We start from the raw sequence: 18,147 nt of genomic DNA on the forward strand, positions 1-18,147 counted from the left end.
ACAAAGACAAAAGAGAAACTCAGATGAGTTTCTCTTTTGTTTTTTTTTATAAAATAAAAGACTTCTCTTTCGAGAAGCCTTATTATATAAATATATAATAATTAAATTACATATCTAATAAATCTTTTATTTTCTTAACAACAGATGTAGCTATACCTTTACCAACTTGAGTTAAGTCTTTAGATCCAGTTTCTTTTACAACCTTGCTTATAGCAACAGATTGATCAGAAGATAATGAATCAGTAGCTAATATAACTGGAGCGTATTTAGCACCTGCAACAGCTCCTACTGCTAATGCATCAACTAATTGATCTTCTTTAGTAGATCCATCTTTAGCAACAAAGAAGTTTGATATTCCAGTAGTTTTATCACCTATTGCAGTACCTGATTTGTAATATTCTTTTATAACTTCAGAGTTAGTATCTTGTCTGTCATCACCTTTAACTCTTGTAACACCTTTACCAGTAGCATCTGCTATAGCTTCTTCCATTTTTTCAGAAACACTTGCAAATCCACCTATTATATCTACATCAGCACTTCCTAAGAAGCTATCTAAATCATCAGATACTTTATCAGCTTTTCCATCTACAACTACTATTGGAGTAACCTTTCCATTAGGATCTACATCACCAGAACTATCTAACTTAGTAGAAGCTACAGAAGCTATACTCATAGCATCTGCTAATCCAGTACCACCAACTACATATGCTTTATCATTGTCTAAACCAATTTCATCAGCTATTTCTAATGAAGTTTCATATCTATCATCACCTGAGAATCTTTCAACTTTTAATCCCATTGACTCTAATTCTTTCACTACATCTTTAGAAACACTATTTTCTCCACCAGCTATATAAACTTTTTTACCAGTTACTGCTGTTGAAGTTTTTAAGTCTAAAACTCTCTTTATTTCAGATTTAACATTTGAGTCTAATTTATCTTTAGAAGTTAATAATAATGGAGCATCTTTTTCAGCTGCTAAAGGTGCTGCTACTAAACCATCAACTATAGCATTAGCCCCAACTAATACAATATTATCAACAGATTTTACAACATCATCTGCATCATCATTTCCATAGTATTCTTTACTTATCTCTATAGCTGTTTCTATTCTATCATCGCCAGCTAAAGTTGTAGTATTTGAATAGCTTGCATTTAGTTTTTGTAATTCTTCTATAGCAGTTTTTAAATTACTTTTACTAGTAGATTTAACTGTTAATATTACTGGAGTATTACCATAAGCTTCTCCACTATTTAAAGAATCATTCTTATTGTAGTTTGTTGCTGAATAAGATGAAAATCCTTGTAATCTTTTACCTTCTGGGTAAAGAGTTACTTCATAATAACTATCTGTTTTACTAAAATCAGGCTTACCTATTTTATCTAAAGCTTTCTCTAAATCATCATCATTAAATACATACTTTTCAGCTATAGATTTTGCAGTATCTTTTGCATCACTTGATACAATTTCTGTCTTTTCAGTTGCTGATACAACTCTGATTTTAACTTTATCAGAACTATCATCATATGTCAGTACTATATCTGCATATTCTCCTGAAGCTAACCCTTTTAAAGTTGTCTTTACATAATCTTCATTAGTGGCATTTAAAACATTTTGAGCTGAATATATTGGTTTAGGGTTTGTAGTATTACCATCTTTTTTATTTGCATCAAAAAACTTTATTTCTACACCTGATACTTTTGCACCAGTTGCTGTATTTTGAGCTGCTATTATATCTTTTACTAAGTCACTTCCCTTAGAACTTGCTACTGTATAGCTTGCTCCTCTTTCTAACTCAATTACATCTGAACCTGCTGCAAAAACTGGAGCAGCGGAACCTACTACAGTAACAGCTGCCATAGCCATTGCTAAATTTCTTTTCTTCATTTAAAAATTCCTCCCAACATTATATTAAATTACATCTCTTATTATGTACATTAAAATTTCATGTTCATATTGATCCAAATATTTCTCACATCTCTATGATAGACTATATAAAATAAATTTTCAATAAGTTATACAAAATTATCAGAAGTTTTTTCCAACATTTTTTTCTATTTTTTTACAAATTATCTTATTTTAAAATTATTTTTATTTTAAAATTATTTTTTTAATTTTAAATTAACTATTTAGAAACTCCATTGTAGCATGTACTTCACCATTTGATGATACATACATACCAAATCCGAAACTGTAAAATTCACTTTTTAACAGATTATCATTATATTTTGAAGACTTTTTCCATAAATCAAAGATAGAATTAGCAATCTCTTTTGCCTCTTTATCTCCATATACAGATTTAGTATTCATAGGTAGATATGCAATATTTTCACCACTTCTCATTCCAAAACCAGAAAATACCTCAGCTGCATTTTTCCCATTAATTTCATGAGCAAATATTTCCTTTTCATACATATACTTAGACCATGCATTTGCCATTCCAGTCAAAGATTCCAATTCTTTCAAAGGCTTTTTACCTTTTTCCTTTCTATAAGAATTAACTAGATTGTATATTTCATTAGAAACCATTGCCTTAAACTCATAACTATTTGGTTCCTTTGTATTTGTATTTACAATTACCTTGACATTTACACTAATCTCACACTTTTGACCAAAATTATCATAAGCACTTATTTTCAAGACATAAGTTCCTGCCTTATTAGTATCCACATTGCCCTCAATATTAGGCTTTAAATCATTTCCATAATAATCAGTAGCAACTATATTTAACATACTATTATCAAACTTATCCCCTACAGAAATCTCAACATTATTAGCAGTTATCGTAGGCAATGTATTTTTATCAGATGCAGAACTAACACATTGATCAACAATCTTCTTATCCATTCCACCTAAAGAAGTAACTTCATCAGCACCTCTAAGCACACTCTTATCACTACCATCATTAACAAGTACTATTGGCTTATCTTTAGCCAATGGAGAACCTGCCACAGCATCAACTAATTTATACCCTTGAGAAACATAAAACTTCTTTGTTCCTTTATAAAAACGTTGTATAACTTTCTTATTAGTCTCAAATCTATCCTTACCAGCAATTCTAACAGAATTAGTCTTACTTACAAGTTCATTACTCATTATCTCTTCTGACCCAAGAGAATAACATTGAACATCATCAACCTTAAAGGGTATGCTCTTCCCATCTGTAAGTATCACAGGCACACCATCCCTAGCTGCAACAGAAGATACACTCATTGCATCAGCCTCACCTGTATACCCATTTACAAGAAATACTTTATCACCTTTATTAACTGGCTTAATAGTAGAAATCTCTTTTGCTATAAGATAGCTAGTCTTTATTCTATCTTCTCCACCAATTCTCTTAACATCAATCCCCTTATTCTTAAGTTGATTTTCTACAGATTTACCTATAGTATCCTCTGTACCTATAACATAAGCATTCTTAACATCCTTTAATCTTTTTTCAACATAGGCTGGTATCTTATCTTTTTGTACCAACATTATTGGCGCTTTTGCAACCCCTGATAATCCACTTGCACTTAATCCATCTACTATAGAATTATCAGTATTTACTAATATGACTGTATCATATATTTGTTTATCTGCTATAAATGCAGAAGTCTCATATCTGTCTTTCCCTTGTATCTTCTCTATACTTGAAAATGCATTGATATTTATTGCCCCTGCCATTATTAATGATACTGTCAATCCTATTGATAATATTCTCTTATTTACCTTCATAAAACTCCTCCTACCAATCTTTTAATAATTCAACTCATTATAAATTACATCCTCAGTAGTTATTCCCTTAAAATTTATAAATGTCTAAAATAAAAAACACCTAAAATACCATAACCTATAAAGCAATAACAAAATAGACTACAAAAAGTACTTTAGATGTGATTTTAAATTTTATGATATCAGTAAATTAATAAAAAAACAAGATTTATGGTAGTTTTTTACAAACTACCTTCATTACCATTTAAAAATTCTTGAGTAGCATGTACCTGACCATCAGATAATATATAAAGTCCAAATCCAGTACTAGAAAAATCATCACTAAGCATATTTGTATTGTATTCAGGAGACTTCTTCCACACTTCAAATATAGTCTTTGCCATATCTTTAGCATCTTGAGTCGTTTGAACACTCTTAGAATTAATATAAATATATGCTATATTCTCTTCACTTCTCATTCCAAATTCAGAAAATACTTGTGGAGCATTTTTCCCATCTATATAATGCGCAAAAACTTTTTTATCCATCATATACTTAGACCATGCATTTGCCATTCCTTCTAGCCTACTAGATACTACTAAAGAATCTTTTCCTTTTTCTTTTCTATAAGAATTAATTAGGTTATACATTTCAGTAGACACCATCTTTTTAAATTCTTGACTATTATAATCATGAGTTTTATCATCTAGCACTTTTATTTCTACCCTTTTTTCTGTGCTTTTTCCCCATTCATCTGTAGCCTTTAGTGTCAATATATATGTACCTACTCTATTTGTATCTATAAATCCATCAATTTCTATTGGTAAAACCTTCCCAGTGTTATCTTTAGCTACTATATTCAACTTACTAGTATCAAACTTTTCCCCTTTATATATCTCTGTAGCTCCTATTGTGATTGTTGGAGATTGCCCATTTGATTTTGATGCACTTATACATTCTTCTATTACCTTATTACTTAACTCTCCTATAGAAGTTATATGTTTAGCTCCTTCTAATACAAGCTTACTACTACCATCATTAACTAATACCATTGGAAAATCTTTAGTCAATGGTGCAGCTGCTATAGCATCTACTAATTGATAGCCATCTGATACATAGAACCTATCTACATTTTTATAAAAATAGTCAATTACCTTCTCATTGGTTTCAAATCGGTCAGTTCCTTCTATTCTTACTGAGTTTGTATTTTTAACTAGAGCACTACTCATTATTTCTTCTGAGCCTATACAATATGATTGTACACTTTTAACATCAAAAGGCACACTCTTTCCATCTGTAAGTATAATTGGAACACCATCTCTAGTAGCTACTGATGATACACTCATAGCATCTGCTTCTCCACTATAGGCATTAGTTAATAGTACCTTATCCACCTTTTTTATAGTTGCTATTTCTTTAGCTATTAGATAACTTGTTTTTAGCCTATCTTCTCCACCAATTCTCTTTACTTCTATATGTTTAGAATCTAGCTCTTTTTCTACTGATTTACTTATAGTATCTTCTGTACCTATTATGTATGCTTTTTTGATATTTTTTAGACACTTATTTGTCTCTGTTGGTATCTTATTTTTTTGTGTAAATAATATTGGTGCTTTTGTTGCACCTGACAACCCACTTGCACTTAATCCATCTGCAAGAGATTTTTCTGTATTTACTAAAATAACTGTTTCATAAGTTTGTTTGTCAGCTATCTTTGCTGCTGTTTCATATCTATCTTTGCCATATATTTTTTCTACTACTGATGATGCATTTACACTTTTGAAGTTTACCAAGATTAATGATACTGCTAGACCTAATGATAATATTTTTTTATTCATTTTCATATCCCCCTGATGATTTTTATGTTTTATATTTATATGGTTTTTACTTTTTTTTATTATTTTGTTATTTTTTGTATATTATAAAGTATATCTTATATAAATATATTACGTCTATATATTAATATTTTATTTAATTAAAAATTCAAAAACTATCTCTAGTTATATTTTAAATATTTGTAAGATATATTTCATTATTAAAAATAATTTACATCACTTTACAAATTAAATTTAATTCTACTTAAATTTTCACATATATTCCAGCATAATATTATTAAGATAATATAAATAAAAATAAGAATGCACTTAGACATATGATTTATATCTAAATACATTCTTATTTTAAGCTTACTTATATTTATTTTGATTCAATTAAACTCTTAATCTTATCTACTACAGATGAAGCTATTCCTCCACCCACTTCAAACAACTTAGATGAATTTTTATTTTTTAATGATGATTCTTGTGATTTATCTAACGTATTTGTAGCAAGTACAACTGGCGAATTATTTTTAGCTGCCAATGGAGCAACTGCCAAAGCATCTATAAGTTTATCTTGATTAGCAACTACAACCCCATCAAGTTTAGATTGAGAATAGAATTTATCTATTACTTTAGCATTTGTCTCTTGTCTATTTTGACCTGCTATTCTATTTTTTGATACATCTTTATTCGTTATTTTTCCAACTTGCTCAATAGCCTTGTTAGATATCTTTTCTACTCCACCAATAAAGTATATATTTGATACTTTATTCGATTTAATAAATTGTTCAGCTTCATTGTCTACACCATCTTTTTGTGTAAGTACTATTGGAGTTTTTTCCTTTCCAGCTAATGATGCTATTGATAATGAATCTGCTTCTCCATTTCCTGCTCCTATATACAACTTGCTTACATTATTTGTCTTATCAATTTCTTTTGCTATATTAATAGAAGTTTGATATCTTGTTTCTCCACCTATTCTTTGTACTGATATCTTTGAATTTATGCCTTTAATAGCTTCAACAACTGAATTTGGCATTGAGTTATTTCCACCTACTACAATTACTTTTGATGGATTTAATCTTTTTAGTTCTTCTATAGTTTTTTGAGGAAGTTTATCATTTGAAGATAAAAGAATTGGTGAATTTTTTACACTAGCAAGTGGTGTTGCAGTAAGCCCATCCACCATACTTCTGTCTTCTCCATTTACTATCACAACTGTATCTGACTTTGTCCATCCACTTTGAGATATTTTAACAGCAGTTTCAAATCTATCTGCACCTTTTAATTTTTTTACTGTAACATTAGATGTAGAGTCGCTTGAACTTCCTCCACCAGAACTACTACCTCCAGATGAACCACCTGAATTATTATTTCCACCATTATTATTGTCATCAGAATTGTCTGGTGGTAATTCATCTGGTTTAGCTAACTCATTATCAACTACATACTCTAAACTTTTTGGAAGTGTAACTTCAACATACTTACTTATTGTAGCTTTTCTTCCTTTACTTGATTTTTGTGATAATCCAAGCTTCAATATTATATTTGAACCACTTTCTTCTGTTTCTTTACTAACAACAGAATAGTTTATTCTAATATTATTTAATAAATATTCAAGTGATTCACTTTTCTCAACCTTATATTTTTCAGGATCGTTTTTACTAGTTCCAGTTCCTCCTATTGGTTTTACTTCATTCTCATTGATAAGAGTAAAGTTTAAACTTTCACTAGAATCTATACTTTCATAATCAACGGTTTTATTGTTGTAAGTTACAATTTTTAAAGCTGGTTTGGAATTTTCCCCATTACCCAATATTTTATACTTAGCACTTGAATTACTTCCAGATTTTTTTACTGATATTCTTCCTATATTTAATGTATTTCCATCTAACAAATCTTCATTTGATGTAACATATATATCTAATGTTGTTGTATTACTTGCTTTATCATATGTTGAAACACAATTGGCATTTGCATTTCCACTTTTTATCTGAACTTCTATATTATCAGACCACTTAATCTTTTGGCCTGGCTCATTATCTAGTACTTCAACCTCACCTTGTACTTTTATACTAGCTTGAAATGAATATACTATATTTTCTACTGAATCCACAGATATATCTATAGTATTTACTTTTTCATATGTCTTTGTTCCTTGTAACACTGGAGCAGCATATGCACATGTAGCACTACCAGTTACAGCTACTGTCATAGTTGACACTGCAATAGTTCTTATAAGAGATTTTCCTTTACTCATTAACACCCGTCCTTATCTACCATCAGCCAGATAGATAAAATCCTTTATCTATCTGGCTTTTATATTTAATTTATAAATTACCCTAAACTTATAGTTACATTATATATACTTTACTTTTAACATCTTACTCTTTTAAAACTTTTCTAGTACCTAATCCTACTAAATATCCACTATTGGCACTAGCATGTTTAGTTTTTTTTAGATTTCTATTACTTATTTATCTCTGACAATATTACCTTTTACTTTATTATTTATAGATATAACCTTCTTATTGCTAACATCAATAGTATTCTTTGTAGCTTTTCTCGCTTTACTATTACTATCAGTAAGACTTATCGTCTTTAACTCATCATAAGTTTTAGCTTCCACAGGTACATACATTGTATCACTTACAAATCTTTGACCTATTGGAGTATCTCCTTGAAGGTCATTATATCTATATAATTCTGCCTTAACTTTATCACTTAAAGAATCAAAGCTTTCTTTTGGCAGATAGTAAACCCATGTACCTTTGCTTATTTCACCTAATTCACCTTTTTCTGGTACCTCTGCAAATAAAAGTGCTTCCCCAGAGATAGTTTTATTATTTTTATCTATAAGTAATGGTAAATTAAATGCTGGATTTCCACTGTATTCACCTGTAATTACTATTGAACCTGCTGGAATCTTAGCTGTTTCATCTTCACTCGTATTAGTGTCATCCTTTTGATATACATAGTCTTCTGCTAATTTTCCAATTCCATTAGTGCGAGTTTGGTCTACACTATTTACTGTTCCAATCTCTATATTGTCACCTGGAGGTCCTATTACATCAAGTTCTGCAACCTCTATATTAGACTTATTGTTTGATATTAGTTTTACATATCTAGCTTGGTATGTCCAAAGCTTACCATCTTTATTAAATGTAACTCTAGCTTCATTATCTTGGTCTTTTCCTCCACCAACTAAGTCTTGTCCATATTCAAAAGTTCCTTGGCTAACATCTTCCCAATTCTTTTTATCATTACTTACTTGTATTTTGTAATTAGTTAAAGGATTGTATGTTGTACTAGTATCCTTTCTAAGGTTGAATAATCCTTTTAATGAGAACTTTCTAGCTTCAGTTTTTGGCTTTGTATATTTTAGCCCTACTATAGGTAATGTTTCCTTCATATCTACTATTATATATGGATTTTCTTCTACATTTATATCTGGGTCTTTTTGAGGGTCTTTGTTCCACTCAGCTTTACTTATTCTTTTTCCTTTATATGTAGTACTTGCATCATTATCCTTGATGTTATCAATCTCTGGATTTTGTAATGGTCCATGTGAGTCATTTTCAGTTCTAACATCATCATCAGAAACAGTGTTTGTTATAAATGACCATGCTGATTTGTTTATTTTTCCTTCATCTGATAATTTTACAGTACCAATTTCAAACTCATCTGTTGGATTTAGATGATAATCGTATGCAACTACTTTATATGTAAATGCTCTATTATTAAGAGGAGATATATTATCAGTAAATTTAGCTTGACTATTTCCTTTTGCATCTACAAACCCTACTGTTCTATATTTTACTTGAGTTCCATTTTCACCATCTAAGTAGTTTCCATCACTTCTTATTATCTCGTATCCCAATATCTTGTCTTTGTCTTTGTCAACATCTAGGTCTATAGATATTTTATTAGATTTAAATAGAGAACCACTTTGTACTCCATCAGCAAAACCAGCACTTACTTTAGTATCTTCTGCCATACTAGATATATTTTCATTTAAAATCTTTCTTCTAGCTTCATCATTTATATATTGTATCTTTCTAGACTCTTTTTCGTACTTTTTACCATCCATTATACTGTTTAACTCTGGTGTAATTTCTACTCCCCATGCTTTAAAGTAATCTCTTAAATCTTTTTCAACAACACTTGATGCCATTGCTACTAACATTTGGTCTTTTGGTAAATTATTTATTGGGTCATCACTTGAAAGTGCTCTATATTTTCTTGAAATCTTAGCATAGAATGTGTCATTGCTTAAATCAGCGTCTGAGTTATTCTTTAGCATTGAACCAGTAAAATCATTATCATAAGCTAAATGTAGTTGCCACAACATTCCAAGTCTCTCAAATACATTACTTGGTATACCTACACTGTTTGAAGTTACATGTTCATATATCTTGTCCATTGTTGAACCTTCAAGTCTTGAATGTGTCTTATCATCAAATGTTTGAGCAAGTAAAGCAAGTACATTGTTACTAGTTTCGCTATATGTCATCTTCCCAATGTCTGTAACATGTCCTATCTCATGACCTATTCCCCATCCAAACAAACTTCCTCCTGTAGCTTTTCCAGTAGCATCTATTTGGAAAGGTACTCCATTCATAAGTCCTGGAACTGAACCGTATTCTACTCCTACATGTAAACCAGAAGCATACATAAATGCTCCAATAAACATTCTTTGATATTTTATATTCATACGAGATTTAGGAGCCATATCATTTTTAGTTATGTCAAATTCATTATCATCTATAGTTCCATTGCCATCTAAATCTTGTGTCTTAAATACTCCTCTTTCTGAGTATATTAAGTCCATTATTTGTTCCCATGCAAGCATACTACTGTATAATCTATCTACTTGTGTATTTAAATCAGAATTTCCACTTGATATTCCTTGGTATACAGCTGTTGCAGGAACATTTAACGTAACTTTATCACTTTCAATATCTGTAGTGTTTAATACACCCGTTGTTTCTGAATATCCATATGAATTGCCAATATTCGTTCCTGGATAATATGGCTCTCCCTTTATATCATTCTTATATTTAGCTAATTCTTCTATATAGGCTCTTATCTTTTTCTTAGATGCAGAAACTCCTTCAGGGCTCTTATCATTTATCATTCCATTTAAGTTAAGATGTGGTATCTTAGTAGCTCCTGCTACACGTACTTTTATATCTCCACCACTTGGAGCATCATAAGGGTATCTTATATACAAGCTTCCTCCACATTCTACATCTAGACTATGAAGCTTACTTAACTGAATTACATTTTTACCAGTGTTAAGATTTATTTCTCCACTCTTATATGCACCCGACTCTCCATAGTATTGTGTATATATTAACTTAGGAGTTCTACCACTTTTACTTCCAACATATACTGTGATTTCATCTCCAGCTCTAGCAGCTACACCCAATGCTTGCCAGTCATTTCCCATACCTAAATTATTGGACTTAACAGTATAGTTTCCACTCTTATCTTTATACTTTCCTGAAACATTTATATCTTGATTTACAGTTGTTACATCAGCAAGTGTAGCTCTATCATTATATAAGTCTTGAGCTAATTTTAATTCTCTATCAATAATTGTCTTGTATGGATGATATTCCCCACTCACTTTATCAGGAGTACTAATTCTATCTTTTAATTCTGTTATTTTTTCTTGAGTTACATCTTCTTTTAATTCAACTTGTAAGTCATCTACAAATAGATTTCTTACATCTTTTTCTATACTGTCATATTCATAGAATTTAAGTTCTGATATATTAGACTTATATGAATAAGAAGAACAAACACTTACTTGTATCTTAGTAGCATTTATTGGTTCCTTTAATCTTACCATTACATATATATTATTATTTACAGGGTCTGTTTTTGTTTCAAAGGGTACATCTCCTAAATTATGTACTTGACCATTTTCATCCCAGTATTTTATTTCAAAGTCATTGATTGTCTTATCAGAAACATCAAAACGAGGGGTAGCCATAAAAGTATCCATCGTATAAGCTTTATCAAAAGTTATGATTGGACCTCTATTTGTTCCCTCAGCAGCATTATATTTTGGGAATGTCCAATGTGTTGTAAAATCTCCATCTACTATATTAAATTTATTAAATGGATTTTTGTCACTATATTCACTTTTATCATATCCAGCTGGATAAGTAACATCTACTATATGATTTGTTGGTATCCCAAAACCTGCATCTAACTTAGGAGTATTAATTAGTCTATAGTTAGGTGTTGTTGGAGCATCAACACTCTCAGTTGTTCCTATATATGTTTTAGACATTCCACTCGTACCTAAATGGTTCGTAGCTGTCATTCTAACTTCATATGTTGTATTATCCTTAAGCCCCTCTATTTTTAAACTTGTTCCACGAATAAGTTTGTCATTATATTTTATCCAAGAGCCATTAGAACTTTTTTCTCTATAATATAAATCAAAGTCTTTAGCTTGTTTATGATTTTTCCAGCTTACATCAAGAGCCTTAAATCTACCTTTGACATTTATACCTTCTGGTGGTTCTGGTTTTGTATCTGGAACAACTTGAAATTCTATTATACTGTCTGGACTAAATTGTATAGGCTTATAGTTTGAGTCTACATTTTCTGGGACTCCATCTAAGTTTTCTGCTGTTGCCTCTTTATATCCACTAGCCCAATCTCCATTTAAAGACTGTATGCTCACTCTATATAATCCATATGCTTGTATATCTCTTACATCTATAGTGTTTTTACTCGTTTGTAATTTTTTAGTCGATAGTACTTTTCCTTTACTGTCAATCGTATCTAATACAAGTTCATATGCAGATACATTTACTTCATTATTCCAATAAAAAGATACTTTTTCGTTTCCAACAGCAGTACTAGTCGATATTTTATTGATTTTAGGTATATTCATATCTGGTTTTGGTATTTCTTTATAAACATTATTTAAAAATTCAACTTTAGATATTTCTGCAAGATTTCTATCATTTGCTGTTGTAGCTGTTATTTTTATTGTTATCTTTTTTACTGCTACTTGTTTACCAAGATTTATTACTATATCACTATTTTGAACTTCTGCATATGTTTCTACTGCTGACCTACCATATGTAGATGTTGTAGAATTATCATCTTTGCTGATATTGTCTTCTTGTTTTGATGTATCTTTGTCTGAATCAGACTTATCTGTTGATGAATTTTCTTTATCGTTGTTTTCTTTATCAGTTGTATTTGAATCTTCTTTATCATTTTTTTCTTCTTGATTATTGTCTAAATTATTGTCAGACTGCTCTATATTTTCATCTTTATTATTTGTTTCTTCTTGCTCATTATTTACTTCCTCTTGCTTCTGCTCTTCTTTTAAAGTTTCTACATATTCTTTATTTTCATAAGGAATCTGTTGAACATTACCATCTTTATCTGTAACTTCAACTATTCCTTTTGCTGGAGCATTCCCTTCAGGTGCTTTTATATTTATGACTTCCATATCAAGTGCTTCTGATAAAGCTATATCCATTACTGCTGGTTTTTCTTCTGATATCTTATCATCTGCATTTGCTGGAGATATTTTAACTCCACTATTATCTCCACTGAATAAATCCTCTACAGTACCTTGAATATTTGTATCACTGTTTTTTTCTAATGTTACTTTACTTGTATCTACTATAGGATTGGTAGATACTATACTCTCTAGGCTTTTTTCATCTTCACTTTGCCCTAAATTTTTCTGAACATAGTCTAAGTCAGCAATATCTACCTTTCCATCTCTATTTAAATCATATTCACTTTTATTTGAGTTTATATTTTTCAATACATCCTCATAATCCTTCTTATCAACTTTCCCATCATTATTCACATCACCCATCAAGAATAGTTCATAGTTTAGAGGTTTATTTTTATCATCTACACTTGCTCTATTACTTAACAAAACTCTTTGTGAATAACTTGATATATCAATGTCCTTAATTTCCTTACTCTTGAATCCTCCTCCAGAGACTTCTACATTGTATTTTCCAACAGGTAAATTATTAAATACAATATTATAATATGATATATTTTCATCTTTATTTTTTATTTCACTTCTACTTGCAGATAGTTTTTTTATAGTATACTCTATGTTATCTGCCCCAATATTTAATGTTCCTGAATCTTTTTCTCCAAGCTTTATTATTCCACTGTTATTACTATCATCTTTTAATTCCAATTGTGTATTAGTTATACTTTCTGATTCATTATTTTTTATTGGAAGTGAAAAATTTAAATCTACTTCAAGATTCCCCTTTAACTTCTCTGTAACTGATTTTTCAACTGCCCTTAACTTCCCCTCTAAGATAGGTTCTGCAAAAACGTTTAGTGGTGCACTACACATTGATACTGCTAGTACACAAGATATTGCTTTTTTCATGAAACAACAATCCTCCCTCAATAAATTTCTAATTTCTCATGAATTTAAATACTATAGTTTCAGACAATAAAAAAAGACACTCAAAGAGAATCTTAATTATAAAATAAAAAGACTTTACTCTTTTTAGCAACTGGCTGATATGGCTTTAAAAGCTTTAACCCCTATAGTTTTGCGTCATTAAGTTTCCCTAATTTTGCCATTTAATTTTCACTACTTTCTTACCCATTTTATACCATATTTAAACTTTTTGATACAATTTTTTCACTAAATTTTTAAAAAAATAACATTTATATTATTGTATTAATATAAATGTTATTTTCCATTATAATTTTATTATTTATATATTATTTTCTCACAGCTATCATTTTGTGTGTAGTTACATTTTGTAAGATGCCTAAATCATAACAAATATTTATTCTTTATATCTTCCATAAAACTCATGTGTTGCGTATATAGTCTTATCCCCCGTTATGGCTATTCCAAATCCCATTATTTCATATCCTTTATGTAGCATATTGGTACCTTCTTCAGGATTTGTCTTCCACTCATTGAAAATAAAATTTCCTATATCATCTGCATCTCTATTTGTATAAACGGGTTTATCTGGAATTTTATATTTAATTATATTTTCACCTTGAACTGCAACATATCCAGATTTAATCTCACTCCAATCTAAGTACTTTAGAAAAGTAGAGTATGAGTTTTTGCCATTTATTGTGTGAGATAAAGTCTTCTTATTTGCCATTAAATTAGACCAATCATTTGCTAATCCCTCTAATCTACTTGCTACAGATAACTCTTTTACTCCGTTTTCTTTTCTATATTGTCTTATATGAGCATACACTTTTCCCTTTATTCTGTCCTTAAATGCTCTATCATTTGGATTATAATATAGTCCTTGTTGATTTGGAGAAGCTTGATTTATACACTGTTTGATTACATTCTGATTTATCCCTCCAAGTACTGTAAGTTTATCTGCTCCACTTAAAACACTCTTATTGCTACCATTTTCCACTAATACTACAGGAGCATTTTTTGCTATTGTAGAAGCAACTAATGCATCCGTTAATTGTAGACCCTTGCTTAAGTAAAACTCTTTACTGTTTTTATAAAACTCTTGTATAACTCTCTTATTGGTGTCAAATCTATCTGTTCCACCTAACCTAACAGAATTTGTACTTTTGACCAATTCATCACTTATTATTTCACTAGTACCAAGTGCATAACTCTTTAATCCTGTAGTATCAAACCCTACACTATTTCCATCTGTAAGTATTATAGGTACTCCATCTCTTGCCGCTACTGGTGATGCACTTATCGCATCTGCTTCTCCTGTGACTCCATTAGCTATAATTACCTTATCAATAGGCTTGATTTCTTTAATTTTCTCAGCTATTTTTACGCTCGTATCAAATCTATTTTCACCAAATATTCTTTGTACAACCTTCTTTTTAGAAAGTAATTGATTTTCAATATTTTTACTTATTGTCGATTCTGAACCTATTATATATACAGTGTTTGCTTTGTTCAGTCTTTCCATAGTAGTACTTGGAATTTGATTTTGTTTTGTCATTAAAATAGGCGCATTTAAAGCTCCAGCTAAACCACTTGCACTAAGACCATCTGCCAAGCTATTATCTGAATTAATTAGTATTGCTGTATTATAGCTTTGTTTATCTGCTATTTTTGCTGCTGTTTCATACCTGTCATTACCTTTTATTTGTTCAACGGATGTCAACGCATTTACTATAGGAGTATTTACCATTACTAAAGATAGTGTAAGTCCTATAGCTAATATCTTTTTACTATTCTTCATATTATTATTTACCCCCAATATATTTTTCGTATTTTTTATCAATAATTTTATCCATTCTCAATAAAAAGTTACAGTTTTGTTACCATATTTTATATATAATACCATAGTTATCCATATAACTCAAATACTATAATTAAAGTCTTTATTCTCCGTAAATTCAAAACATTATAACTTATTTTATTTAATTAAGTAATAAATTCAAAATAATATATGTTAATAAGATGTTTAATCATTATAAACAATATCATTTATAATAATTTTTTTATAATATGAATTTTACAGTATTATAATCAAAAAATAAAACAACAAGGTATCTCAAATTAAATCTAAATGAGATACCTTGTTGTTATTCTTTACTGTTATTCTTTTTATTTCATTATTTGTATATATTTTATATTGTAGACATCATATCTTATCTAAGCATCTTGTATAAATGTACATTATAGAAATTTTATATTATCTAAACAAACTTATAATATCAATTTTTATATACTATTAGTTCTTATTTAAATAAGTTTATTTTTTCTGCTATTTTCTCAATAGCATTTTTAGCTATTCCTTCACCTATTTGTACTAACTTAGTAGCATTTTTAAGTCTTAACTCAACTACTTCTTCCTGTGACTTAGAAAGTTCTTCTGTAGTTAATACTATTGGTGCTTTTGAACTAGCTGCAAGTGGTGCTGCTGTAAGTGCATCAACTAATTGTCCATTTCCACCTACATAACCGTCTTTTGCAACATATGCTTTAGTTGCTCCTGCATAGTACTTGTTGATTACTTTAGCATTAGTATCTTTTCTGTTTTCTCCAGCTAGTCTTTCAACTTTGTTGTTTAAATCTATTTCCACTAATTTATCTTCAACTTCTTTTGATACAGAATTCTCTCCACCAACGATTTCTAATTCTTTTCCTTTTAATAATTTTTCAGCACTTGCATCTAACTCGTTACCTGTAACTATTATTGGAGCTCCAAATTGAGCAGCTCTAGCAGATATACTCATAGCATCTGCTTCTCCATTTCCACCTACTACAAATGCAGTTTTAAATGTATCTTTTAATTGTTTTGCTATTTCTAAAGAAGTTTCAAATCTATCATCTCCAGAAACTCTCTCAACTTTACTTACACCCAATTTAGAAAGTTTTTCTTCAGTTTCTTTTGATATTTTAGATTCTCCACCTACTATATATATTTTCTTAGAAGATAAGTTACTTCCAAGTACTCTTAATATCTCAGCTTCTATTTCTGATGGTAATGAATCTTTTTTAGATAATAGTATTGGTGCATTTTTTTGAGATGCAAGTGGTGCTGATGCTAATCCATCAACTATAGCATCTTCTCCAACTAAAATTATTGAATCTGCTTCTCCATCTTTGAATCTTTCCTTACTAACTTCTACTGCTGTTGTAAATCTTGAATCTCCAGATAAAACTTCTACTTTTAATTCTTTTCCGTCTTTTACATCAGTTAGTACTTTGTGTAAATCTCTAACTAATTTATGGTTTTTACTTGATACACTTATTGTTTCTGGCTTTTCATTTGTCTTACTTAAAACCATATCAAAGCTTGACTTTTCTGGCTTATCTTTATCATCACTATCTTCTTGCTCTTGAGTAAGTATTGCTTCATTCTCAAATGTTAAAGTATATCCATTTTTAACTTTATTAACTATTTCTCTACCTAATGTAGTTAATCTAACTCCATCAAATAAATCTTCTGCTGATATGTCTTGTAAATCTGCATTTTTAACTGTTATTGTATGTAATTCTTTTGATTCTATATCGCTGTAACGCTTTTCATATCCTTCAAAAGTACCTTCTTCTGATGTTACTGGTTTTGCAAAGTCTAAATGTTGGTCTCCTACATTTACTGTAATTGTATTTTTTGAATCTTTTGCTCTTTTTACTTCAACTGTACTAGTAGACTTTATAGTTGCTGTTAACTTGCTATCAGAATCTTCTGCTAAAGTTGCATTGAAAGCATTAACTGCATCTACTATTTCTTGAGCTGTTTTGTAGTTTTCAATTTTATAGTCAACTACTTTTCCACCTATAGTTTGATGGCCTTTATCTTGTATAGTAACTTTTAAACTTTGTCCTTCTACTAATGAGTTTATCTTGTTTTGTAATTGAGTTGCATTAGTTAAGTTTACATTATCTACTTTTATATCATAAACTCTATCATTTACATTCGCTCCTGCTTTTGTCTCTTCAAACTTAATCTCTAATGCTTTTCTAACCTCTTCGATTAGTTTAGTAGAATCTTTTGCACTTACTGTGTAATTTTTATCAACATTTTCTGACACAGTGTTGTCTGCGAATATTGGTGCTGCTGCACTCATAACTGTAGCTCCTGCCATTACTATTGCCATACTTCTCTTTTTGTTACTTAACATATTTATGTCCTCCGAATA

The 18,147-nt window shown here is 29.9% G+C and carries 7 protein-coding genes and 1 riboswitch; all 7 genes read right to left on the reverse strand.

Annotation, left to right across the window (positions count from 1 at the left end; translation table 11 throughout):
• Window positions 1-106: 106 nt before the first annotated feature.
• Window positions 107-1,888 carry an S-layer protein SlpA gene (slpA, locus tag IC758_RS15260; RefSeq protein ID WP_227835240.1) on the reverse strand — a complete coding sequence of 594 codons (1,782 nt, stop codon included), beginning with the start codon at window positions 1,886-1,888 and terminating at the stop codon, window positions 107-109.
• Window positions 1,889-2,122: 234 nt separating this feature from the next.
• Window positions 2,123-3,721 carry a cell wall-binding repeat-containing protein gene (locus IC758_RS15265; protein WP_227860562.1) on the reverse strand — a complete coding sequence of 533 codons (1,599 nt, stop codon included), beginning with the start codon at window positions 3,719-3,721 and terminating at the stop codon, window positions 2,123-2,125.
• Between the two features lie 218 nt (window positions 3,722-3,939).
• Window positions 3,940-5,541: a cell wall-binding repeat-containing protein gene (locus IC758_RS15270; RefSeq protein ID WP_227835238.1), complete on the reverse strand. Its 1,602-nt coding sequence runs from the start codon at window positions 5,539-5,541 to the stop codon at window positions 3,940-3,942.
• A 352-nt stretch (window positions 5,542-5,893) separates the two neighbouring features.
• Window positions 5,894-7,777 carry a cell wall-binding repeat-containing protein gene (locus tag IC758_RS15275; protein WP_227860563.1) on the reverse strand — a complete coding sequence of 628 codons (1,884 nt, stop codon included), beginning with the start codon at window positions 7,775-7,777 and terminating at the stop codon, window positions 5,894-5,896.
• Between the two features lie 213 nt (window positions 7,778-7,990).
• Window positions 7,991-13,921, reverse strand: coding sequence for a M60 family metallopeptidase (locus IC758_RS15280; protein WP_227860564.1), 5,931 nt, complete (start codon window positions 13,919-13,921; stop codon window positions 7,991-7,993).
• Between the two features lie 122 nt (window positions 13,922-14,043).
• A riboswitch (cyclic di-GMP riboswitch) is annotated at window positions 14,044-14,129 on the reverse strand.
• A 204-nt stretch (window positions 14,130-14,333) separates the two neighbouring features.
• Window positions 14,334-15,737, reverse strand: a complete 1,404-nt coding sequence (locus IC758_RS15285) for a cell wall-binding protein Cwp9 (RefSeq protein WP_227835235.1) — start codon at window positions 15,735-15,737, stop codon at window positions 14,334-14,336.
• A 502-nt stretch (window positions 15,738-16,239) separates the two neighbouring features.
• Window positions 16,240-18,129 carry a cell wall-binding protein Cwp8 gene (locus IC758_RS15290; RefSeq protein ID WP_227851162.1) on the reverse strand — a complete coding sequence of 630 codons (1,890 nt, stop codon included), beginning with the start codon at window positions 18,127-18,129 and terminating at the stop codon, window positions 16,240-16,242.
• Between the last annotated feature and the right edge of the window lie 18 nt (window positions 18,130-18,147).

Origin of the sequence: Clostridioides sp. ES-W-0016-02, from assembly GCF_020641035.1 — a bacterium.
Lineage (GTDB): Bacteria > Bacillota > Clostridia > Peptostreptococcales > Peptostreptococcaceae > Clostridioides.